Origin of the sequence: Nodosilinea nodulosa PCC 7104 (genome assembly GCF_000309385.1) — a bacterium.
Lineage (GTDB): Bacteria > Cyanobacteriota > Cyanobacteriia > Phormidesmidales > Phormidesmidaceae > Nodosilinea > Nodosilinea nodulosa.
This window is the reverse complement of sequence record NZ_JH976537.1, coordinates 3967728-3985645: the sequence shown is the minus strand read 5'-3', so window position 1 is coordinate 3985645 and position 17918 is coordinate 3967728. Positions and strand designations below refer to the sequence as shown.

The window sequence follows — 17918 nt, the reverse complement described above, 5'->3', positions numbered from 1 at the left end:
CAGGTTATTGATATCTACGTTAGATAGATGATAATGCGTATGAATACATTTTTCGACCTCTAAAAAATAATTATATTGGGGTGGGAATAAGTAACCACTTTGGATAGCTGACATCAGGCCTATCAAATCTTCTGCCTTATGAGTCTGAATTTGAAGTTTCAAATCGCTAAATTGAAACAAAAAACGTGTTTCTATTGGGTTATAAAAAAGCCGATCCCTAAGCCTTTTTATAACGGATCTAAAGTTTTCAGTGGAACTAACTTCAAATCGAATACCCACTCTTATCTCATCAGAATCCCTTATTTCATTTACCACATAAAACCTAGTTTGGCTCATCCCATCAAGATCGCGTAGATCTTCAATAAGGTATTGAACTTCGCCAACAACATCATCGTTAGTAAGGCCAGAGTCGACTATTTTAATCAAGACAATTACTTCTTTTGCCAAGTTAAATCCTCCAACTCAAATAACAAAACTAGGTCTAAATTTAGCCAAAATATTGCTTAATATCAAGCAAATCAAAAGAATGAAAGGAGAAGACATATTTCACTTATAACTCTTTTTTCTAACAAGTTGAGCTCAACAGGAATATCTTTGTAAAAGCTTCGGATTTCACTCAATCTTCCTCGACCAAATTCCCTTAACTCGATTTCATCTATTATTTCTTGGCACATAGCTAATGGATCATCGTCAAAGGCATCATTCTTAATAAAGTCAAGAATGAGATCCTCAAATGCCTTGCAGTATCGTGTCAAATTTTCTTGTTTTTTCCTGTAAAGATCTAATTCATCAGCTATTTTTCTTTTATTAGATTCATATTCCTCGCGAAGTTCTTTCTGACGCTCCGCCATCAAAAAGTCGAAATCAACTTCAGGCAGCCTTATGACACTAGCTCTTTGCTTCATCGAATTCCAAAATTTATCATCCAAAAGACTTTCCTCATCGCTTACGAGCAGCAATTCCTGGCGAAAGTTCGAATATTTTTCTTCCAAGTCTTTAAGAGGTTCCATAACTCTAGTGTTCAGATTTTTAGCTTCGACATCAGAAATCTTCATTCTATATCCAATCAGATTAAGATTAGCCTTTATGCACGGAGTTAGCTCGCCAAAACTATCAATATAGGCCTCGGCTTTATTCAAATAAGTATCGTGAGCTGGTAGCAAATACTCCCCAAGGATGAGCAATTGCACAAGAGGCTCAATCTGATTGGTCTGGAGCGTAATAAGAAAAGATTGCGACAATTCTAGTGTGAAGAGGAATCTTTGGGAAACACGACCTAACCAATTCTTCAAGCTCCTAAGAATAAGTCTGAAGCCATCAAGGGGTGCCTCAATTTGTAGTCCAGAATACAATACTTCTTCTAGATCGAAATCTTGTGTGACTTCCATGTGTGAGCCTCCAAAAGGAGGAAGAAGAGTAAATTTTGCTTGCTCTAGACTTCTCAATTCACGAAGGCTATTGTGTAATAGTCGAATCCCGATGTTTGTCGCTTCAGGCCCTGACTCTTGACCAAGAGCTTTAACTGAGAGTTTGAACATCTTAATCGGACCATAGCTTCTAGTCATTTTAAATAAAAAGCAGAAAAATTTCAAATCATTAAGTTCCTGAGTATAACAACTTAACCTAAAGAGGCGACAGAGTGAGCAATAATTTTTATTAAGCTGATTCAAAATCGTTGAGTTGAGGGATTCTTATATGGTTCTTGTGTTTCTTTCTTATCGTCGCTCTACTGCTCGAGAAGCAACTTTAAGAATTCACGGCGAATTAACAAAAAGATATGGAGATGAAGCAATTTTCTTGGATGAAAAAAGCATTCCAAGAGGTGAAGATTTTCGAGATTTTATAAGAGACTCTCTATCTAGATGTGAGATTTTTCTCCCAATAATGGGGCCTGAATGTTTGGAAAAGATAATATCTATAAGATCTAATTCTGGTGACTGGGAAAATCCTCGGGACTGGGTTGCTTTAGAGCTAAAGGAAGCTCTGTCTCTCGGTGATAATCGCGTAATTCCATTACTGATTGACATCGATTTTGAAAAACGAGTAAAACCAAGGATTGAATTATTTCCACAAGATCTAAAAAATCTTTTTTATCGAAATGCTTTCGTTTTTAGCTCTGAAGACTTTGCGGAAGGTATACGTCATCTTTTTAGAACTTTAGATAGAAAAATTGGAGGTTCGGAGATACCGATCCAAAAAGAAATTCGTGGGAATAACTGGCATGACAAGAACCTTAGGACAATTCAATTTGAGAATGAAGCTCAATATTGCATCGAAAGTAAAATAGTTAGATCTGATTTCACAAGCGAAATTTATTTAACACATCTTAGGCAGTATTTAGGTTTTAATCATGAATATGCTCGAAAAATTTGGGGCTCAAGAAACTCGGCATATCACGGATATAAAGAGGCCGCCAGAAAAATGATTGATTCAACTTCAAGATCCCAGCATATTCCTTTACCTGACTCATTTAGAATGCTGCTAGATTCTAAGTCTCAAAGCTACTTGAGAAGACTTCACCAAAATATGGGTTTGTCAAAAAATGCTGTTCGAGTGATTGAAAGTCAGCTTTTCGAGGAATGGCGAGACAAAGAAACAGTCAAAGATAGGGGCCAGACCACTTACCTTAGGTGGCAAATTCTAATCTTTTATTATAAATATCTGATTAGTCTCAGCGATAATTACTCAAATGAAATAGAGCAGTTAAAACGCAATCCTGAAAAGCATTGTCATGAATTCTATCTTCAATTGAACCAGAAGGTGATTGTACAAGTTAGATGCCGAATCATAATTTGGCATTATGAATATTTGGTAAAAATTGCCTGTCAATATCCGAATGAAATTAAATGGTTAATGCATCATCCTGAAGAATATGTACGCCGATTCTATTTGCCAATAATTTATCAATACTTTTCAGCTTAAGGTGCAGATGTCCTAATTGACTGACAAAAGTTTGCCTAGGAGTTGCTAAAACCCTTGCAGGAGAAGGGTTTCAAGTTGTTGAATGCAGAGCAGGAATTTGCATCGCCTGAAAGTCCCTTCCCGCGATGGGTTGAGGACTTCGTCAAAGATGGTTTATCAGTCAGCAATGGGCAAGACATGCCAATTATCTTTCTTTCCTACCGTCGTCGCGATAGTCAACCTATTACGAGTAGAATTCACGAATATCTAGAAGAAACCTACGGCAAGGACGCTATTTTCTTAGATGAGAAAAGCATTCCGAAGGGGGAAGATCTGCGTAAATTCATCAGAGATAGTATCAGCCAGTGTGCCGTTGTATTACCGATTATTGCAGCAGATTGGCTGAAAAGCATTACAGCCTCTGGTTTAAGCGGTGGCGATTGGAATAGGCCCTGTGACTGGGTCAGAATAGAACTGGAAGAGGCCTTGGCTTTCAGGAATATTAGTAATGTCAGTGTCGTACCCATTTTAATCGATGGGGTGAAGATGCCTGGAGAGGATGAGCTACCCGAAAGCCTCAAAGATCTGCCGTATCTTAACGGTATTCGTATTAGCTCTAAAGCATTTCATGAAGATAGACAGCGGTTAGTGCGAGAGTTAGATCGTCTGATTGAAGGCAGCCCCCTAGAGTTACCTAAAACTCTTTCGAGCCCTTCAGATGATGAACTGGTGTGGCAAGATCAATATCGACATGAAGTGCGCTACTGCCTTGAGAGCAGCGATGGACAAATTGATCCTGTTAGCCAGATCTACCTTGAGGCTCTCCGTCAGCATCTGCGCCTCACCAGGGAGACAACTAAACGCATTCAAGAGGGAGCCCAGCAGCCTTATCATCGCTACACATCAGCCGTTAGACAGTTGGTTGACTACCATGGCAGCAGTTTAGCAGCAAACTCCAAACCTCATGGACAGGCCACGGCACTAACCCTAGATCGAAGAGTTATTAGCCATTTGAGACGGCTGCACCACAATTTGAAACTACCCCGGTGGAAGGCCATTAAAATTGAGTATCAAATTATCAAAGAGTGGGAAGAGCGCCATGGGAATTTACCCCAATAATCTGAGTTCAGGACAAGGAAAGGAGGGGCTTTGAAAGCTGAAAAGTAAAACCCAAGTGCGCAGATCGGGGGCATTAAATGCCAAATAGGCCAAGTACCGCAACCCTTATCAATCAAAGCTTTCAGCGATCGTGAAGAAGCCGCACCATTTTGTAAATGGCAAGCATTCCTAGAGCTATGCTGGCTGAGCGAAGTCGTAAGCCTTTCGGCCGGTTGCGCCAACCTGGAACGTCTCCCAGAGGGAGAAAGCCAGAACCCACCCAATATATCTCCTAGCCCCTCTAGGGCGACTGAGTGCCCAGCACTCGCTTCGCGAACGCCAACGACTCCGCTCAGGGGACCGTTACTGCAAAAAGTTGAACCTTGCCACTTATTCAGCAGGCTGTCCTATGGATAGTCTAGAGGCCCTGTTTTGCTGTACTGGTGACTCTTCATCTCGGCTCAGGCAAGTGAGCATGATCACCTGACATGCGAAAGAGAACGATGCTCCTGACTGCATGGCGGCCTTAGGGTCACGGTCCCGGAGCAGCGCTAGCGAGAGAATATAAACGTGGGTGCTACATCCTCTGGGCGGTAGCCTGCGGCGCTGCACTGGGCCATTGAGTCGGCTGCACTCAGGGTGGCCGCGCTGGCAACGCCGACCACGCAGTCGGCAAAGCGCATGGGCAGCGTGCTGCGGCGGCAGTTGTTGAGCACGGCGGTGGAGTCGTCGACCGCTAACCCCCGGTGAATGTTGCCAACGCAGATCGCCAGCTCCTTGGGGCGGCGATCGCTCTGACAGGCTACGAGGGCCTGTCCGGCCTCTACATCGGCGCTGCGGGTAACGTCGAGGGTGCAGCTGGAAAGATCGTCTGGGTGCAGCGCCTTGCCGCAGGCTCCAGCGGCTGAGGCCGAGTCAATGCCAGCCCCAACTAGGCTGCTTGTACAGGATTCAAAGTCGTTTGCGATCGCCCTGGGGGCAGAGAGCAGTACCATGGGCGTTGCCAAACCGGCAATTAGGGCAAACGGTATTGCAAAGCACTGGCGACGGGAGGCAGAAGCTAGAAAATAAACCATAACAGAACGTTAAAGGTTATATCGGTTGGTTAACGGGCGTAATCAGCGGTTACAGTCTGTTGATCAATTAATTACAGAGGATTAGCTCTTTTAATTTAGCCTAGGCAGCATTGAATTTGAAGCAATGTCTGCCTGGCCCAATGTTTCTGGGCGTTGAATCTTCTACAGTGAAGAGTAGCAGGAAAAACTCAATTTCGTGATGCAGAGGTTAAGGCAGTATGCACCTGAGTGACATAACTCACCCCAATCAACTCCACGGTCTATCCCTTCGCCAACTCGAAGATGTGGCCCGCCAAATTCGCGAAAAGCATCTGGAAACCGTGGCGGCCAGCGGGGGGCACTTGGGTCCTGGGCTAGGAGTGGTGGAATTGACCCTGGCTCTCTACCAAACCCTTGACCTCGATCGCGACAAAGTCACCTGGGACGTGGGCCATCAGGCCTACCCCCACAAGCTGATTACGGGGCGCTACCACGACTTCCATACCCTGCGCCAAAAGGATGGTGTCGCGGGCTACCTCAAGCGCAGCGAAAGCAAATTCGACCACTTTGGGGCCGGGCACGCCTCCACCAGTATTTCGGCTGCCCTGGGCATGGCCCTGGCCCGCGACCTGAATGGCGACGACTACAAAGTTGCCGCCATCATTGGTGACGGCGCGCTGACTGGCGGTATGGCCCTGGAGGCCATTAACCACGCGGGGCACCTGCCCAACACCAACCTGCTGGTGGTGCTCAACGACAACGAAATGTCGATCTCGCCCAACGTGGGGGCGATTCCGCGCTACCTGAACAAAATGCGCCTCAGCCCGCCGGTGCAGTTTCTCACCGACAACCTGGAAGAGCAGTTTAAGCACCTGCCCTTTGTCGGTACCTCGCTGTCGCCCGAGCTAGATCGGGTCAAGGAAGGCATGAAGCGGCTGGCGGTGCCCAAGGTAGGGGCCGTGTTTGAAGAGCTGGGCTTTACCTACATGGGGCCGGTGGATGGCCACAACCTACAAGAGCTGATCGCCACCTTTAAAGAAGCCCACAAGCACACGGGGCCAGTGCTGGTGCACGTGGCCACCACCAAGGGCAAGGGCTACGCGATCGCCGAAAAAGACCAGGTCGGCTACCATGCCCAATCGCCCTTTAATCTGTCCACCGGCAAGAGCCTGCCCTCCACCAAGCCCAAGCCGCCCAGCTACTCCAAGGTCTTTGCCGAAACCCTGATCAAGCTGGCCGAAGACAACCCCAAAATCATTGGCATTACCGCCGCTATGGCCACCGGCACCGGGCTAGACAAGCTCCAGCAGGCGCTGCCCAAGCAGTACGTGGATGTCGGCATTGCCGAGCAGCACGCCATTACTCTAGCGGCGGGGCTAGCCTGCGAGGGCATGCGCCCGGTAGCGGCAATTTATTCCACCTTCCTCCAGCGCGGCTTCGACCAGATCGTCCACGATGTCTGCATCCAAAAGCTGCCGGTGTTCTTCTGCCTCGACCGGGCGGGTATTGTCGGAGCCGACGGGCCGACCCACCAGGGCCTTTACGACATCGCTTACCTGCGCTGCATCCCCAACATTGTGCTGATGGCTCCCAAGGATGAGGCCGAGCTCCAGCGCATGCTGGTGACGGGCATTAACTACACCAACGGTGCGATCGCCATGCGCTACCCCCGTGGCAGCGGCTACGGTGCCCCTCTAATGGAAGAAGGCTGGGAGCCGCTCCCCATCGGCGAGGCCGAGGTGCTGCGCCAGGGCGACGACGTGCTGCTGCTGGGCTACGGCTCCATGGTCTACCCGGCTATGCAAACCGCTGAAATCCTCAGCGAGCACGGCATTGAAGCCACGGTGGTCAACGCCCGCTTCGCCAAACCCCTGGATGAGGCGCTGATTTTGCCCCTGGCCAAGCAGATCGGTAAGGTGGTAACGCTGGAGGAAGGCTGCCTGATGGGCGGCTTTGGCTCGGCGGTGGCCGAGTCCATTCTGGATGCTCAGATTCCTGCCTCGGTGCTGCGCATTGGCGTGCCCGATGTGCTGGTGGATCACGCCTCTCCCGACCAGTCGAAGGCCACCCTGGGGCTGACCCCGCCCCAGATGGCCGAGCGCATTCTGGCCACCTACCAGGTCGAAAAGCCTGCCCTGGTGCGATAGTAGGTAGCCACATCAACCCATAGCCCCGGGTCTTAAGAGCCGGGGCTTTTTTAGGGAAAGGCCCCAGCCAGGCCGATCGCAGGAGCAAGCCGAAACTAAGGTCAACATTTGACCGGGTCGCAGCGAATCTCCACCATAAAGCCGTCCGGGTCGTAGAAGTATACGCCGCGTCCGGTGGGACGGGTGATGGGGCCGTGGGCGATCGCCACCCCATTTACCGCCAGCACCGCCAGCGCCTGATCAAACTGGGCCGGGTCAATGTCAAAGGCCAGATGGTAGGCGCGGGTAAAGGATCTATCGGGGTCGGAGTCGGGCGGTTCCAGGTCGGGAGCGCCGAATAAATCTAGAATTAGCCCATCGGGCAGCACGAAGTTAGCCACCTTGCCGGTGGCTACCAGCTCCTTTAGGGTGTCGTCCACCTCGTCGCCGGTCAGCTCCCTCAGACCCAGCAGGCCGCCGTAGAATCGCCGCGAGGCGTCCATATCCTTCACATTTAGCGCCAGGTGATGAATGCGGCGGAGCTGACCGAGAGCCAGTGTCGTTTGAACGGGTGCGGCAGGGCTGGGGCGCATGGGCATTGTCCGATAACAGCACGGTTTATGATGGATTATAGAAATCCTACCGCGCTCAAACCCAAGCCATCGCAGACCACACCCTCGAACTCACCGTCACCATTCCCGATCCTGAACGGCTCGATCGCTGGCTCACCGCCAATGTTAAGGAGCTTTCCCGCAACCGCATTCAAAAGCTGATCGATTGGGAATATGTGCAGCTCAACGGCCAGCTCTGCACCAACAAAAAAGAGGCGGTGCAGCCGGGCGATCGCATTCACCTCACCATCCCCGAGCCTCGCCCCCTAGAACTCACCGCCGAGGACATTCCCCTCGACATTCTGTACGAAGACGAGCACCTGATCATTCTCAATAAGCCTGCCGGGCTGGTGGTGCACCCTGCCCCCGGCAACATGAGCGGCACCCTGGTCAACGCCGTGCTGGCCCACTGCGGCGACCAGCTTCTGGGCATCGGCGGCGTGCAGCGCCCCGGCATTGTGCACCGGCTGGATAAAGACACCACCGGGGCGATCGTGGTGGCCAAAACCGACCTGGCCCACAGCGACCTCCAGGCCCAGATGAAGGCCAAAACCGCCCGACGCGAATACCTGGGGGTAGTCTACGGGGCTCCCAAAGCCGAGTCTGGCACCATCGATGCGCCCCTGGGCCGCCATCCCGTCGATCGCAAGAAGAATGCCGTAGTCCCCCTCGAAAAAGGCCGCATCGCCATTACCCACTGGCAGGTGGAAGAGCGCCTGGGCAACTTCTCGCTGCTGCGCTTTCGCCTGGAAACCGGACGCACCCACCAGATTCGCGTCCACAGCGCCCACATCGGCCACCCCATTGTGGGCGACCCCACCTATGGCACGGGCCGCGATGTCGGCGTCAACCTACCGGGCCAGGCCCTCCACGCCCAGCGGCTGGAGCTGCGCCATCCGGCGACGGGGGAAATGGTGGTGGCGATCGCCCCTCTGCCACCGCCTTTTCTCAGGCTGCTGGCGGTACTCCGCAGCCGCTCGGTTTAGCCTTGGATAGCCAGTTATAGCTGTAGCCAGTCTGGTTAAGACAGGTCTTCTATGAACGTAACGTTCAAGCGTTTGAACGTTCATAGGGTTTCTGGATCTCCTAACCAACGTGACTATGGCTAACGTAACTATGGCTATAGAACTGCAGGCACAAGATGGCTGGGACAGGGGTCAAGAAAGCTAATGCCCAGGTCGAGGGCATACTGACTAAAGTCAGGCCGAGTTGTGCGATCGGCCCTGCAATTGGCTGTGCTCCATCCAAACCTCGGGTGCAGTCGTACTGGCTAAAGATTACTGATGTTGCCCCTAGCAGTTGCCATGGTCAAGCGTATCCCTTATCCCCCCTTGCGATACTTCCTTTGTCGATCGCTCGGAACCATCGGCAGCAGCGCGGCGATCGCCCTAAATTTTTTGGCGATTACCGGTTTGCCAGGAGGGGCGGCACCCCAGCCGATTGCCCAGCCCTCGGGTACCACTGCCCCTTTCCTCGCCGAGCTTCGCGCTAAACAAGAGGCCGCTGCCCCGACGGTGCCGCCTCTGCCAAATCCTGTTCCAGAACCCATTGACCCCGATGAATCTGGCATTATTGATCTAGATCCTGCCCCCAACGACGATATCGGTATTGGCCAGCTGCGCCCTGCTGACCCCACCTCTGGATCTGGCAGTAGCTCTTTGATGGGCGCTGGGTGGCTGCGGGGGGTAGCTCTACCCATCTATCCCAGCCCCGAAAGCCCTCCCTGGGGCTGGCTCATCAACGGCTGGCTGGTGCCCAACAATGCCCCACCTCTGGCCATTGGGCGCGATGCGGCTTTTTCCATGGTGAAAACCGGGCAGCAAATCTATACGTTCCCGGTGCTTGAAGTTCGTCCCGACGGCTGGTTTCGCTTTCAGTACACACCTGCCGGGGCGGCCTGGGCTCACACCTCCCAATTAGCGTTAGGCTCAGTGCCCCTTGTGATAGAAACCTGGGATGACTCTATGAAACATGCTGCTCGCATTGAGTTTCGTCGCCCAGGGTTATCTCAGCCCATGCGGCTAGCGCCGACCAGCAATGCCCCGCTACAGGCACTGGTGGGGCCAAATAGCATTATCCAGCCCCTAGATCTCGATGGCGACTGGCTACGGGTGCGCGTTACCCAACCTGCTCAGGGCTGCACTGCACTGCCGGGTTCAAGTACCGCCGAGGGCTGGGTGCGCTGGCGCAGCGAAACCGCGACGCCTCTCATTTGGTTTGCGCCCCATGGCTGCTAGATAGCTAACGATGTGACTTAATCGAACGTACCTTGCCAGGGTAAATTGGCCTGCGATCGCCCCGGCGGAAGAGCTGAGCATCCTATTCAGGAGGTAGAAGTCCTGGGCGAGACTCGGTGCGGCTATTCCGCTGCTATTGCTCAACCGGGCAGACGATTGATAAGTCTTTGCAGCCGAATCTTAGTCATCACATAAACCGGGAACTGGTAGTGTTCAGCTACCAACCAGCCAACCATAGTGCCATGGGCAACTAGGGTACCGATAGCCCAGACCATTGACCAATTAATGCCTGCACTCTCATCCAGGGGGGGAAAGACATAGCCCCCCAGTGCCACAATTCCTGCCGGAAAAACGATCAAGGCTAGACCCACCAGCCATAGGGTGAGTGTAATATCACTTCGACTTTGATATAGAGGCTGCCAGCGCCACCCCTGCCAACGCCAGCCCATAGACTGCACGCTGTCGACTACATGGACCGTCTGCTGATCTAGGTTGACATCAAAGATATGGCGACAAAAACTACAGGCATAGGCATCCATCAGGGCCATGGGCTGCATTTGCCCGTGGCGACAAAACGGGCAATCGTAGGTATCGGCTCCACCGAGATCCAGCGATCGCTGCCCTCTCTTTTTGCCAGCCGCTATATCGCCCCTTCCCATAGCCAATCCCTCAGTCAAGTCCGCCAGTCAAACCTGGGTAAGCCTTCGGTCAGCCAGCCAGAACCAAGCTCCATGTGACCCAATCTAAAGTTAGGGAGTTTTGGGCCTACAACTCATCGGTCGATCGCCCCTCTAGTGTAATGGATGTGGAGACCCCTCAACCTGAGGGGCGATCGCGCGACTATTTGGTTTGCCCCTGGCTACAGCGAGCTAGCTATGGAAGCTCCAACAGTGCGGGTGTAATCTTTGCCGTCGTAGGTCAGCACTACCACCGGCTCTTGTCCAGACATGTCTACCGACTTCACCTTAATGCGGCCCCCGGCCAGCATATCGCCCTGCACAACGCGGCGACTAACGGTACTGCCTGGCTCAGTCACAATGACGCTCACGCCGCTGCCCACCTGCACCACGCCGCTGACCACCACCTGTTCGGCTAGGTTCTGAAAGATCGGGCTACCCGTGGGTGCGACCGCAATATCGGTGGGGCTGGGGGGAACGCTACCCGGCAAAAAAGGAGCGGGCAAACTGGGCAGCGCCACCGCCTGGACGGAGGCCTGGGGCAGGGGCGGCAGGTTTTGGGTGGCCGCCACTGGCACCGTCGGTAGCCCTTGAACTGCGGCAGGAGATGCCGGAGTGAGCAGGGCGGCCGCCGGGCTAGGGCGCGATATTTTAGGCCCAGGAAGCACCACTGAGGCAAAGGGATCCGGACGGCCAGTCGTCACAGCCGCGACCCGCGTCTGGGAAGAGGTGGAGCGCAACAGGCTGGGATCGGCTAAGCGCAGGGGTGCCGAAGGTTGAAAAAAGGGCTTCGACTGAAACGGCACCGCCGCGCTGTCGGCGTCAGTGGCGCTAGAACCCTTGGCGTTCAGGTCCTGGTTTACAGCATCTACGGCGGCGACCTCGGGAGCGCCGGAGCTACCCATTGTGAGCTTAATCGCTGCGCCTGTCGCGATCGCCAGCAGTAAGACGCCCGAAATGGCCGCATAGAGCTTTCGGTTCGCTAGGCCACTGAGTTTGGTTTCCCCAGCTTGCCTGGGATGAGCAGAGTAGGTCATCACAGCATCTCCCCACAATTTCCTCCTAACATTAGCGAACTCTTTGGAAAGTGGCGCACTTTCGCTAGTATTAGGCCTCCAATTGGGAAGACAGAGAAGCCGCTGTGGGAAACCCTAAAGCTAGGACTGAGGCGCCTCGATCGCGCCGCCTCGGGAAAGATGCCGCCGCTGGTGCATGGCCTGCAACTGCAACAATAGAGCCTCCGCTTCCGCCTGTAGGTGCAGTAGCTCGACCTGCTGATCGGGAGGATACGGAACCTGGCGAAGCTCGATCCAGCAAATTTTGTCGTCAGGAGCAGGAGCTGTCTCACGCGCTAGCGGGGTTTTGGTGGCTCGATCTGACTGCGAGCTTACGGCTGGCTCTGGGACCAAGCCGTCTGGTAGAGCAGTGGCCTGAACGTTAGCGTGGTCTACGGGGGCGTTCATGGGCAAGATTTTATGATGTATGTAATAGAGAATTGTACTCAGTCAGCAAATTAAGGCATTTTAACCATTCTGTCCAGGGGACAATCTTAAATCAGGCTGCTCCAGCTCAAAGGTTCAGGTTGGGCAGTTTGTGAACTGGCTGGCAACTTGATGGAGAAATTTCTCTGAGGTCGAGGCTCACGGTAAACTAGGAAACATAAAATGCGAATGTTTGGGCCGGGCTGCTGGCCATACAAGCTGTCAAACTTCTATTCATCATTAGTATCGCCAACCTACCGTGACCTTAAGCATTAATTCTGTCGCTGCCACCTCAGCCTCCTCGCCTCTAGCCACTGGGTTACAGCCCTGGCCCGGACTAATCGAGGCCTACCGGGGTTATTTGCCCGTCTCCGATCAGACTCCGGTAGTCACCCTATGTGAGGGCAATACTCCCCTCATCCCCATGCCGGTTCTAGCTGGGCACATTGGCAAAGAGGTCAAGGTTTGGGTCAAGTACGATGGCCTTAACCCCACGGGCAGTTTCAAAGATCGGGGCATGACTATGGCTATTTCCAAGGCCAAAGAGGCCGGAGCCGAAGCGGTCATCTGCGCCAGTACCGGCAACACCTCTGCTGCCGCTGCTGCCTACGCTCGCCGGGGGGGCATGCGCGCCTTCGTTCTGATTCCCGATGGCTATGTGGCACTGGGCAAGTTGGCCCAGGCCCTGCTTTACGGAGCTGAGGTGCTGGCCATCAACGGCAACTTTGACGACGCCCTAACCATGGTTCGGGAACTGGCAGAAAGCTACCCCATCACCCTAGTGAATTCGGTCAATCCCTATCGCCTGGAGGGGCAGAAGACCGGGGCCTTTGAGGTGGTGGATGCCCTGGGCGATGCCCCTGACTGGTTGTGTATTCCGGTGGGCAATGCGGGCAACATTACCGCCTACTGGATGGGCTTTTGCGAGTATCACCAGCAGCGTAAGTGTAGCCGTCTGCCCCGGATGATGGGCTTTCAGGCAGCCGGGGCAGCTCCGTTGGTTAACGGCCATGTGGTGCGCGACCCGCAGACGTTGGCTACCGCCATTCGCATTGGCAATCCGGCGAGTTGGACGAAGGCCGAAGCCGTGCGAGACTCCAGTCAGGGGTCTTTTCACGCCGTCACCGATGACGAAATTTTAGAGGCCTATCGTCTGCTGGCTCTGGAGGGAATATTTTGTGAGCCAGCTAGCGCTGCATCGGTGGCCGGGCTGCTCAAGGTAAAAGATCAGGTGCCGACGGGGGCTAGCATTGTGTGCGTGCTTACGGGCAACGGGCTGAAGGACCCTGACACTGCGATCGCCCACAGCAATAACCAGGTTAAAGGTGGCCTCAACCCCGACCCTGCTACCCTGGCAAAGGCAATGGGTTTCTAGCATTCCGGCTGAAGTTGATTAAACCTTCTGCGACTGTCCGAAATTGTCACCAGGGGTGTTGTAGCTGATGGTTGGAGAGTATGAACAGCGTTCAACGTCCCTCCAAACAACAACGATCAACCGCCCCGGCCCTATGTCGGGGTATTTTTCTGCGGGCCACGCCTGTGGCTTTGGGGCTCTTTGTACTGAACCATTTGTACTGAACCACCGGATCGCTCTGGGCCGTCGGACAACTAGCTGGCGACCTTGGGCTGTAGCCAAATGGCTTTAAGTCGCTCTAGGAAGGCATAGACCGGCGGCGGCAGCAGAGCCTCGCGCAATATAATCACCCCAATGACCCGCTCCAGGGGTTGAGGTAGCTCAGCTACCCGGAGTCCGGCAGGAATTGGTTCTGCGGCCAGGGCTGCCATCACTGTGGCCCCTAGCCCTCGCTCAACCATGCTGAGGATAGTGGAGTCTTCACGCACCACGTAGGCTGGTTGAAGCTGCTGCCCCCAACCGTGCAGCAATCGATCGAGATGCTGACGATCGCCGTCGTCCGGGGGAGGCAAAATTAGCGGATAGGCAGCTAGATCTTCCCACCGAAACGGCTGGGGCTGAGGCTGGGAGTTGGGCGGCAGCAAAACAATATAGCGATCGCGCAATAGTTCCCACTGGTCAAACTCGTCCCGGCTGGGCAGGTAGGTAAAGCCCACGTCGGCTCGACCCTGGCGCAGGTCGTTCTCGACCATTTCGTGGTGAGATTTTTCGTCAATGGCAATGGCGACGCCAGGGTACTGCTGGCGAAACTGGCGAATCACCTCTGGCAGGATGTGGGTAGCGACACTGCGAAAGGCCGCAATCCGCACTTCCCCAGTCTGTAATCCCTTCGCATCTTCAGCTTTGTGGCACAGACTGTAAAGCGATCGCAGCACCTGCCGCGCCTCCTCAGTGATTTGCTCGCCCACCGGAGTTAGCACCGCCCCCTGACGGCCCCGGCTCAGCAGCATTACGCCCAGTTCCTCTTCCAGAGTGGCAATAGCGTGGCTCACGGCCGACTGAGAAAGCTCCAGATGCAGCGCTGCATCGCTGAAGGATCCTTCATCGGCAATGGCCACCAGCGCCCGCAGTTGGGAGAGCTTGAGGCGGTGGGGGTCAGCTTTGGCCATTGCGCTGTCCTAATTGATTCAGATAAGCTTGACACTAACCCTAGATTGGTATTTGCGGAAAGAATTTTCGCCAATCTTGCTGTCTGCCCGTACAGGCATTTTTAATATGCCAGCTGTTGAAGGCAGCCCTAGACGGGCGGTTGCATTAGAAAACCTCTAAGTGACAACCGTATTTTTGGCAATATTTTTTACCTGCGATCGCTCAAATTACCTAATCTCTATCGATTAACTGTGGCATATACCCAGGCTGACCAACTGCGGGTCGAGTAAATTGGAACCATGCTAAACCAGTCTTAATTCACTGGTCTTAGAGTAGTCAACGGCCAAAGACAGTCCCCTTTCGGCATTGAGAGCCTGCTCTACTCACTTAGACCCTCCCGTAGCGGCAGGTGTCCTATGTAACCGCCCTTAAACTACTAAATAGGTTTCCAGAGATGTTTCTAAACCGTCACCTCCTAGAAGTCGGCCTCGCTGCGGCAGCAGCGGTGTCTGTCAGCGCTGTGGCTACCGCCCCTGCCCAAGCGCAACTACCTGCCGCTGGCCTCACCCCAAATGAATTTGCAAGCGACCTCGGCTTTGGCAGTCTGAAGACCATGAATTTATTAGAGCCCTCGGCCACCCTTGAAGAACTCAAAAGATTGACCACTGGTGAAAGCAAAGCTCAAACCCAGGCATTTCTCTCCAACTATCAGCTCGATGCCAGCAAGCTGTTTTGGAATGGCGTAGACCCTGTCGAGGTTTACTTTATCAACGAAGGAGCAGCCTACCGAAACCAGCTGAGCTACAGCGCCTATGACGATATGGGCAATCTCAAGCAGTCAGCCATGATCTTCAATGACATTTCGTCGCCAGACAGCATTTTGAGCGAAAGGAACGGCGCCTTGGCCCTGGGGCAGGGGGTTAGCCTAGGCGGTTTCGTAGGGGCCACCCAGCTTGACTTCTCAATCATCTCTGACGGGTTTAATCTGGCCAAGCCAGGCCCCAAAGCCAAGGCTAAGGACATTGCCAAGTACGAAAGCGAGTTGGCCAAGCGCACCCTGGGCACTGACCCGACCAAGAACTCCGATGGCCTTCAGCACGTCGTTGCCTTCCAGCATAACGACTGGATTATCCTTGGCTTTGAGGACATTGTCGGCGGTGGTGACCTTGACTATAACGACGTCATCTTTGCGGTGCGCGGCATTCAGGAGGGTGCTCCCTCTGAAGACGTGCCTGAGCCCTCTGCCCTGCTCGGCATGCTAGTCCTAGGTATCGGTGGGTTTACCACCCTGCGCCGCCGCAAAATGGCCACAGACTAGCTTGGTTAAATTAGCCCCTGGCGCTATCCGCGCCTGCTTACAAAGTGATGCACCCTGATGGCAGTGGGAGGTAAGTTAACTTACCTCCTGCTTTCTTTTTAGGCTCTATAGTGAGCGGCAATCGCCACAAGTTTGTCGCCTCAACCCGATATCAGCTGTCTAACATAGTCAGCACTCAGCGCGTTGACGTCGCTCACCACTCCATCGGCCCCAGCTTTTTCGAGAGTCTTCCGGTACTTGTCACGATAGGCCTCCTGACCCGCTATGACGTGGGGTGGCAGTACTCCAACCCCCAGCCACCGCCGCTGCCCTCTGGCTACTTTGGCCCGCCCAACGGTCTGCATATCTGCAACGGTATCACCCGCGTAGATTACCGGCAGGTCGGCGGGAAGACGACTCTGCGTGGTTAAGTTATCCACCAGCGTCAGCAAACCTGTGGGGTCGGGCTTGCCAGGCGCGTCTTCCATAGCTACCAGCATTGGATCTCTCAGGCCCAGCCGACGCCTTAGCACAAAGTTGGCGGAATCTCGGGTGGCTCCACTAAAGAAGGCCCAGGCAATGCGATCGCGCGTCAGTGTCTCAAAGTAGGCTTTGTCTACCAGAAGGGGCTCTTGGGTAATGTAGCCCGTCCACTGGTCAGGGTTACTGAGCTCAGGCCCCCGGTAGCGACGCTGAAAGAACTCCACAATCTCCCCATAGTCAAGGGCTACGCTCTCTCTAGATTTTCCCTGGGCTTCAAAATAGCGATAGACCAGCTCCTGGGAACCTTCCCAGTCGTTATTCCAAATTCCCTCGCCTTTAAGACGGTCGATATCTTCTGAAGTTGGACGATACGCCCCTTCGGTAAAGGCCTCCACCGTATCCGCCAGGGCCCGACGGTAAGAATTCCCTACATCCCGCAGTACGCCATCAATATCAAATACCGCGATCGCGCAGGGAGCAGCCAAGGAAGTCATAGTATGCACACTTGGGGTAGAGTTGAGGAAGCTGAGGTGATAGAATTATAGACTGTAGTATTTTTGGAATTGCGGCGGAGGTCTACTTGTCCAGATTTGTCCTAAAAGTACTCTGGCTAGAAAATGACGTTGCGCTGGCCGTGGATCAAGTGGTAGGTAAGGGCACCAGCCCGCTCACCTCTTATTTCTTCTGGCCCCGTAACGATGCCTGGGAACAAATGAAAACCGAACTAGAGGGAAAGCCCTGGATCGAGGAAGAGGAGCGGGTTGAAATTCTCAACCAGGCCACCGAGATCATTAACTATTGGCAGGAAGAAGGTAAGGGCAAGCCCCTCACCGAAGCTCAGGACCGCTTTCCCGAGATTACTTTTACCGGTAGTTCGTGATGGCCCCATCGGGAATCAGGGTTTTACCAGCGATTCCCGATGCAGCCAGGCTTCCCGCCGTTATGCCCTAAGAACATTAGCTCTAACAGAAAGCCCAGTACTTTAGTCTTTGCTAAAGCACTGGGCTTTTTAGATAGGCCATCAAGCGGAGTTACTTAAGTCCTCCAGATGCCTGAAGCCGAGCGCGAGCCCGCTTGAGGCCCTGGCGGGCTTGAATAACAGCCTGCTTATCATCAGCATTGACCTCGCTCAGGCGAGTCTCGGCTTCCTGATAGGCAGCCTGGGCTTTTGCGGCGTCAATGGCGTCGCCTCGCTCTGCCCCGTTGACCAGAATAATCAACTCGTTGCTGTCAACTTCGGCAAAACCGCCCATCAGCGCAATGGGCACCCACTCTTTATCAGATCTGACCCGCATCACGCCCACATCTAGGGCCGTTAACAGCGGGGCGTGGCCAGCTAAGATGCCTAGCTGGCCGGTAGTGCTAGGCAGAATGACTTCCTCTGCTTCGGCATCCCAGACGGTTTTGTCTGGGGCAATTACACGAACGGTTAATGCCATAACAAGGGTG

17 protein-coding genes are annotated in these 17918 nt (G+C 53.5%); 8 read left to right on the top strand and 9 right to left on the bottom strand.

The window, feature by feature from the left end:
- Positions 1–518: 518 nt before the first annotated feature.
- Positions 519–1565 carry a hypothetical protein gene (locus LEPTO7104_RS0118415; protein ID WP_155523690.1) on the bottom strand — a complete coding sequence of 349 codons (1047 nt, stop codon included), beginning with the start codon at positions 1563–1565 and terminating at the stop codon, positions 519–521.
- Positions 1566–1695: 130 nt separating this feature from the next.
- Between LEPTO7104_RS0118415 and LEPTO7104_RS38470 the strand changes: the two genes are divergently transcribed.
- Positions 1696–2922: a toll/interleukin-1 receptor domain-containing protein gene (locus LEPTO7104_RS38470; RefSeq protein ID WP_071527279.1), complete on the top strand. Its 1227-nt coding sequence runs from the start codon at positions 1696–1698 to the stop codon at positions 2920–2922.
- Positions 2923–2964: 42 nt separating this feature from the next.
- Positions 2965–4020: a toll/interleukin-1 receptor domain-containing protein gene (locus LEPTO7104_RS37145; protein ID WP_225887011.1), complete on the top strand. Its 1056-nt coding sequence runs from the start codon at positions 2965–2967 to the stop codon at positions 4018–4020.
- Between the two features lie 530 nt (positions 4021–4550).
- Here LEPTO7104_RS37145 and LEPTO7104_RS34460 read toward each other — a convergent pair.
- The gene (locus LEPTO7104_RS34460; RefSeq protein WP_155523688.1) at positions 4551–5075 is read right to left on the bottom strand and encodes a hypothetical protein; all 525 of its coding nucleotides are present in this window, start codon (positions 5073–5075) and stop codon (positions 4551–4553) included.
- Between the two features lie 218 nt (positions 5076–5293).
- Between LEPTO7104_RS34460 and dxs the strand changes: the two genes are divergently transcribed.
- The gene (gene dxs, locus LEPTO7104_RS0118395; RefSeq protein WP_017300055.1) at positions 5294–7201 is read left to right on the top strand and encodes a 1-deoxy-D-xylulose-5-phosphate synthase; all 1908 of its coding nucleotides are present in this window, start codon (positions 5294–5296) and stop codon (positions 7199–7201) included.
- 101 nt (positions 7202–7302) lie between these two features.
- Here the strand turns inward: dxs and LEPTO7104_RS0118390 are convergent, their stop codons facing one another.
- Positions 7303–7773 carry a VOC family protein gene (locus LEPTO7104_RS0118390; protein WP_026072836.1) on the bottom strand — a complete coding sequence of 157 codons (471 nt, stop codon included), beginning with the start codon at positions 7771–7773 and terminating at the stop codon, positions 7303–7305.
- 101 nt (positions 7774–7874) lie between these two features.
- Between LEPTO7104_RS0118390 and LEPTO7104_RS0118380 the strand changes: the two genes are divergently transcribed.
- Both LEPTO7104_RS0118380 and LEPTO7104_RS0118375 read left to right on the top strand, forming a co-directional pair.
- Positions 7875–8777: an RluA family pseudouridine synthase gene (locus tag LEPTO7104_RS0118380; protein ID WP_026072835.1), complete on the top strand. Its 903-nt coding sequence runs from the start codon at positions 7875–7877 to the stop codon at positions 8775–8777.
- Positions 8778–9095: 318 nt separating this feature from the next.
- Positions 9096–10028 (top strand): hypothetical protein, encoded by a 933-nt coding sequence (locus LEPTO7104_RS0118375; RefSeq protein ID WP_155523687.1) that lies wholly within the window; start codon positions 9096–9098, stop codon positions 10026–10028.
- A 140-nt stretch (positions 10029–10168) separates the two neighbouring features.
- Here LEPTO7104_RS0118375 and LEPTO7104_RS0118370 read toward each other — a convergent pair whose 3' ends face one another.
- From LEPTO7104_RS0118370 to LEPTO7104_RS34455, 3 genes are all read right to left on the bottom strand, one after another.
- Positions 10169–10687 carry a hypothetical protein gene (locus tag LEPTO7104_RS0118370; protein WP_017300050.1) on the bottom strand — a complete coding sequence of 173 codons (519 nt, stop codon included), beginning with the start codon at positions 10685–10687 and terminating at the stop codon, positions 10169–10171.
- Positions 10688–10887: 200 nt separating this feature from the next.
- Positions 10888–11742, bottom strand: a complete 855-nt coding sequence (locus LEPTO7104_RS0118365; RefSeq protein ID WP_017300049.1) for a hypothetical protein — start codon at positions 11740–11742, stop codon at positions 10888–10890.
- A gap of 120 nt (positions 11743–11862) precedes the next feature.
- Complete coding sequence (locus tag LEPTO7104_RS34455) at positions 11863–12168, bottom strand: hypothetical protein (protein ID WP_017300048.1); 306 nt, start codon at positions 12166–12168, stop codon at positions 11863–11865.
- 289 nt (positions 12169–12457) lie between these two features.
- Between LEPTO7104_RS34455 and thrC the strand changes: the two genes are divergently transcribed.
- Positions 12458–13561: a threonine synthase gene (gene thrC / locus LEPTO7104_RS0118355; RefSeq protein ID WP_040696995.1), complete on the top strand. Its 1104-nt coding sequence runs from the start codon at positions 12458–12460 to the stop codon at positions 13559–13561.
- Between the two features lie 233 nt (positions 13562–13794).
- On the opposite strand, the gene LEPTO7104_RS0118350 is transcribed toward thrC, so the two are convergent.
- A complete protein-coding gene (locus tag LEPTO7104_RS0118350; protein WP_017300046.1) occupies positions 13795–14709 on the bottom strand; it encodes a LysR family transcriptional regulator in 915 nt (304 codons plus the stop codon).
- A 434-nt stretch (positions 14710–15143) separates the two neighbouring features.
- On the opposite strand from LEPTO7104_RS0118350, the gene LEPTO7104_RS0118345 reads away from it, so the two are divergent.
- A complete protein-coding gene (locus LEPTO7104_RS0118345) occupies positions 15144–16007 on the top strand; it encodes a DUF4114 domain-containing protein (protein ID WP_017300045.1) in 864 nt (287 codons plus the stop codon).
- Between the two features lie 140 nt (positions 16008–16147).
- On the opposite strand, the gene LEPTO7104_RS0118340 is transcribed toward LEPTO7104_RS0118345, so the two are convergent.
- On the bottom strand, positions 16148–16963 hold the full coding sequence (locus LEPTO7104_RS0118340; protein WP_017300044.1) for a TIGR01548 family HAD-type hydrolase: 816 nt from the start codon (positions 16961–16963) through the stop codon (positions 16148–16150).
- Between the two features lie 47 nt (positions 16964–17010).
- Between LEPTO7104_RS0118340 and LEPTO7104_RS0118335 the strand changes: the two genes are divergently transcribed.
- Positions 17011–17349, top strand: a complete 339-nt coding sequence (locus LEPTO7104_RS0118335; protein WP_225887097.1) for a 30S ribosomal protein PSRP-3 — start codon at positions 17011–17013, stop codon at positions 17347–17349.
- Positions 17350–17500: 151 nt separating this feature from the next.
- On the opposite strand, the gene atpC is transcribed toward LEPTO7104_RS0118335, so the two are convergent.
- Entirely contained in the window at positions 17501–17908 is a 408-nt protein-coding gene (atpC, locus tag LEPTO7104_RS0118330) for an ATP synthase F1 subunit epsilon (protein ID WP_017300042.1), read from the bottom strand.
- Positions 17909–17918: the final 10 nt, after the last annotated feature.

What these genes read in the sequence shown, in the direction of transcription:
- atpC (WP_017300042.1), bottom strand. Translation starts at nt 17,908, where the DNA reads ATGGCATTAACCGTTCGTGTAATTGCCCCAGACAAAACCGTCTGGGAT.
- LEPTO7104_RS34460 (WP_155523688.1), bottom strand. Translation starts at nt 5,075, where the DNA reads ATGGTTTATTTTCTAGCTTCTGCCTCCCGTCGCCAGTGCTTTGCAATA.
- LEPTO7104_RS38470 (WP_071527279.1), top strand. Translation starts at nt 1,696, where the DNA reads ATGGTTCTTGTGTTTCTTTCTTATCGTCGCTCTACTGCTCGAGAAGCA.
- LEPTO7104_RS0118365 (WP_017300049.1), bottom strand. Translation starts at nt 11,742, where the DNA reads ATGACCTACTCTGCTCATCCCAGGCAAGCTGGGGAAACCAAACTCAGT.
- LEPTO7104_RS34455 (WP_017300048.1), bottom strand. Translation starts at nt 12,168, where the DNA reads ATGAACGCCCCCGTAGACCACGCTAACGTTCAGGCCACTGCTCTACCA.
- LEPTO7104_RS0118415 (WP_155523690.1), bottom strand. Translation starts at nt 1,565, where the DNA reads ATGACTAGAAGCTATGGTCCGATTAAGATGTTCAAACTCTCAGTTAAA.
- LEPTO7104_RS0118340 (WP_017300044.1), bottom strand. Translation starts at nt 16,963, where the DNA reads ATGACTTCCTTGGCTGCTCCCTGCGCGATCGCGGTATTTGATATTGAT.
- LEPTO7104_RS0118350 (WP_017300046.1), bottom strand. Translation starts at nt 14,709, where the DNA reads ATGGCCAAAGCTGACCCCCACCGCCTCAAGCTCTCCCAACTGCGGGCG.
- LEPTO7104_RS0118375 (WP_155523687.1), top strand. Translation starts at nt 9,096, where the DNA reads ATGGTCAAGCGTATCCCTTATCCCCCCTTGCGATACTTCCTTTGTCGA.
- dxs (WP_017300055.1), top strand. Translation starts at nt 5,294, where the DNA reads ATGCACCTGAGTGACATAACTCACCCCAATCAACTCCACGGTCTATCC.
- LEPTO7104_RS0118390 (WP_026072836.1), bottom strand. Translation starts at nt 7,773, where the DNA reads ATGCGCCCCAGCCCTGCCGCACCCGTTCAAACGACACTGGCTCTCGGT.
- LEPTO7104_RS0118370 (WP_017300050.1), bottom strand. Translation starts at nt 10,687, where the DNA reads ATGGGAAGGGGCGATATAGCGGCTGGCAAAAAGAGAGGGCAGCGATCG.
- LEPTO7104_RS0118345 (WP_017300045.1), top strand. Translation starts at nt 15,144, where the DNA reads ATGTTTCTAAACCGTCACCTCCTAGAAGTCGGCCTCGCTGCGGCAGCA.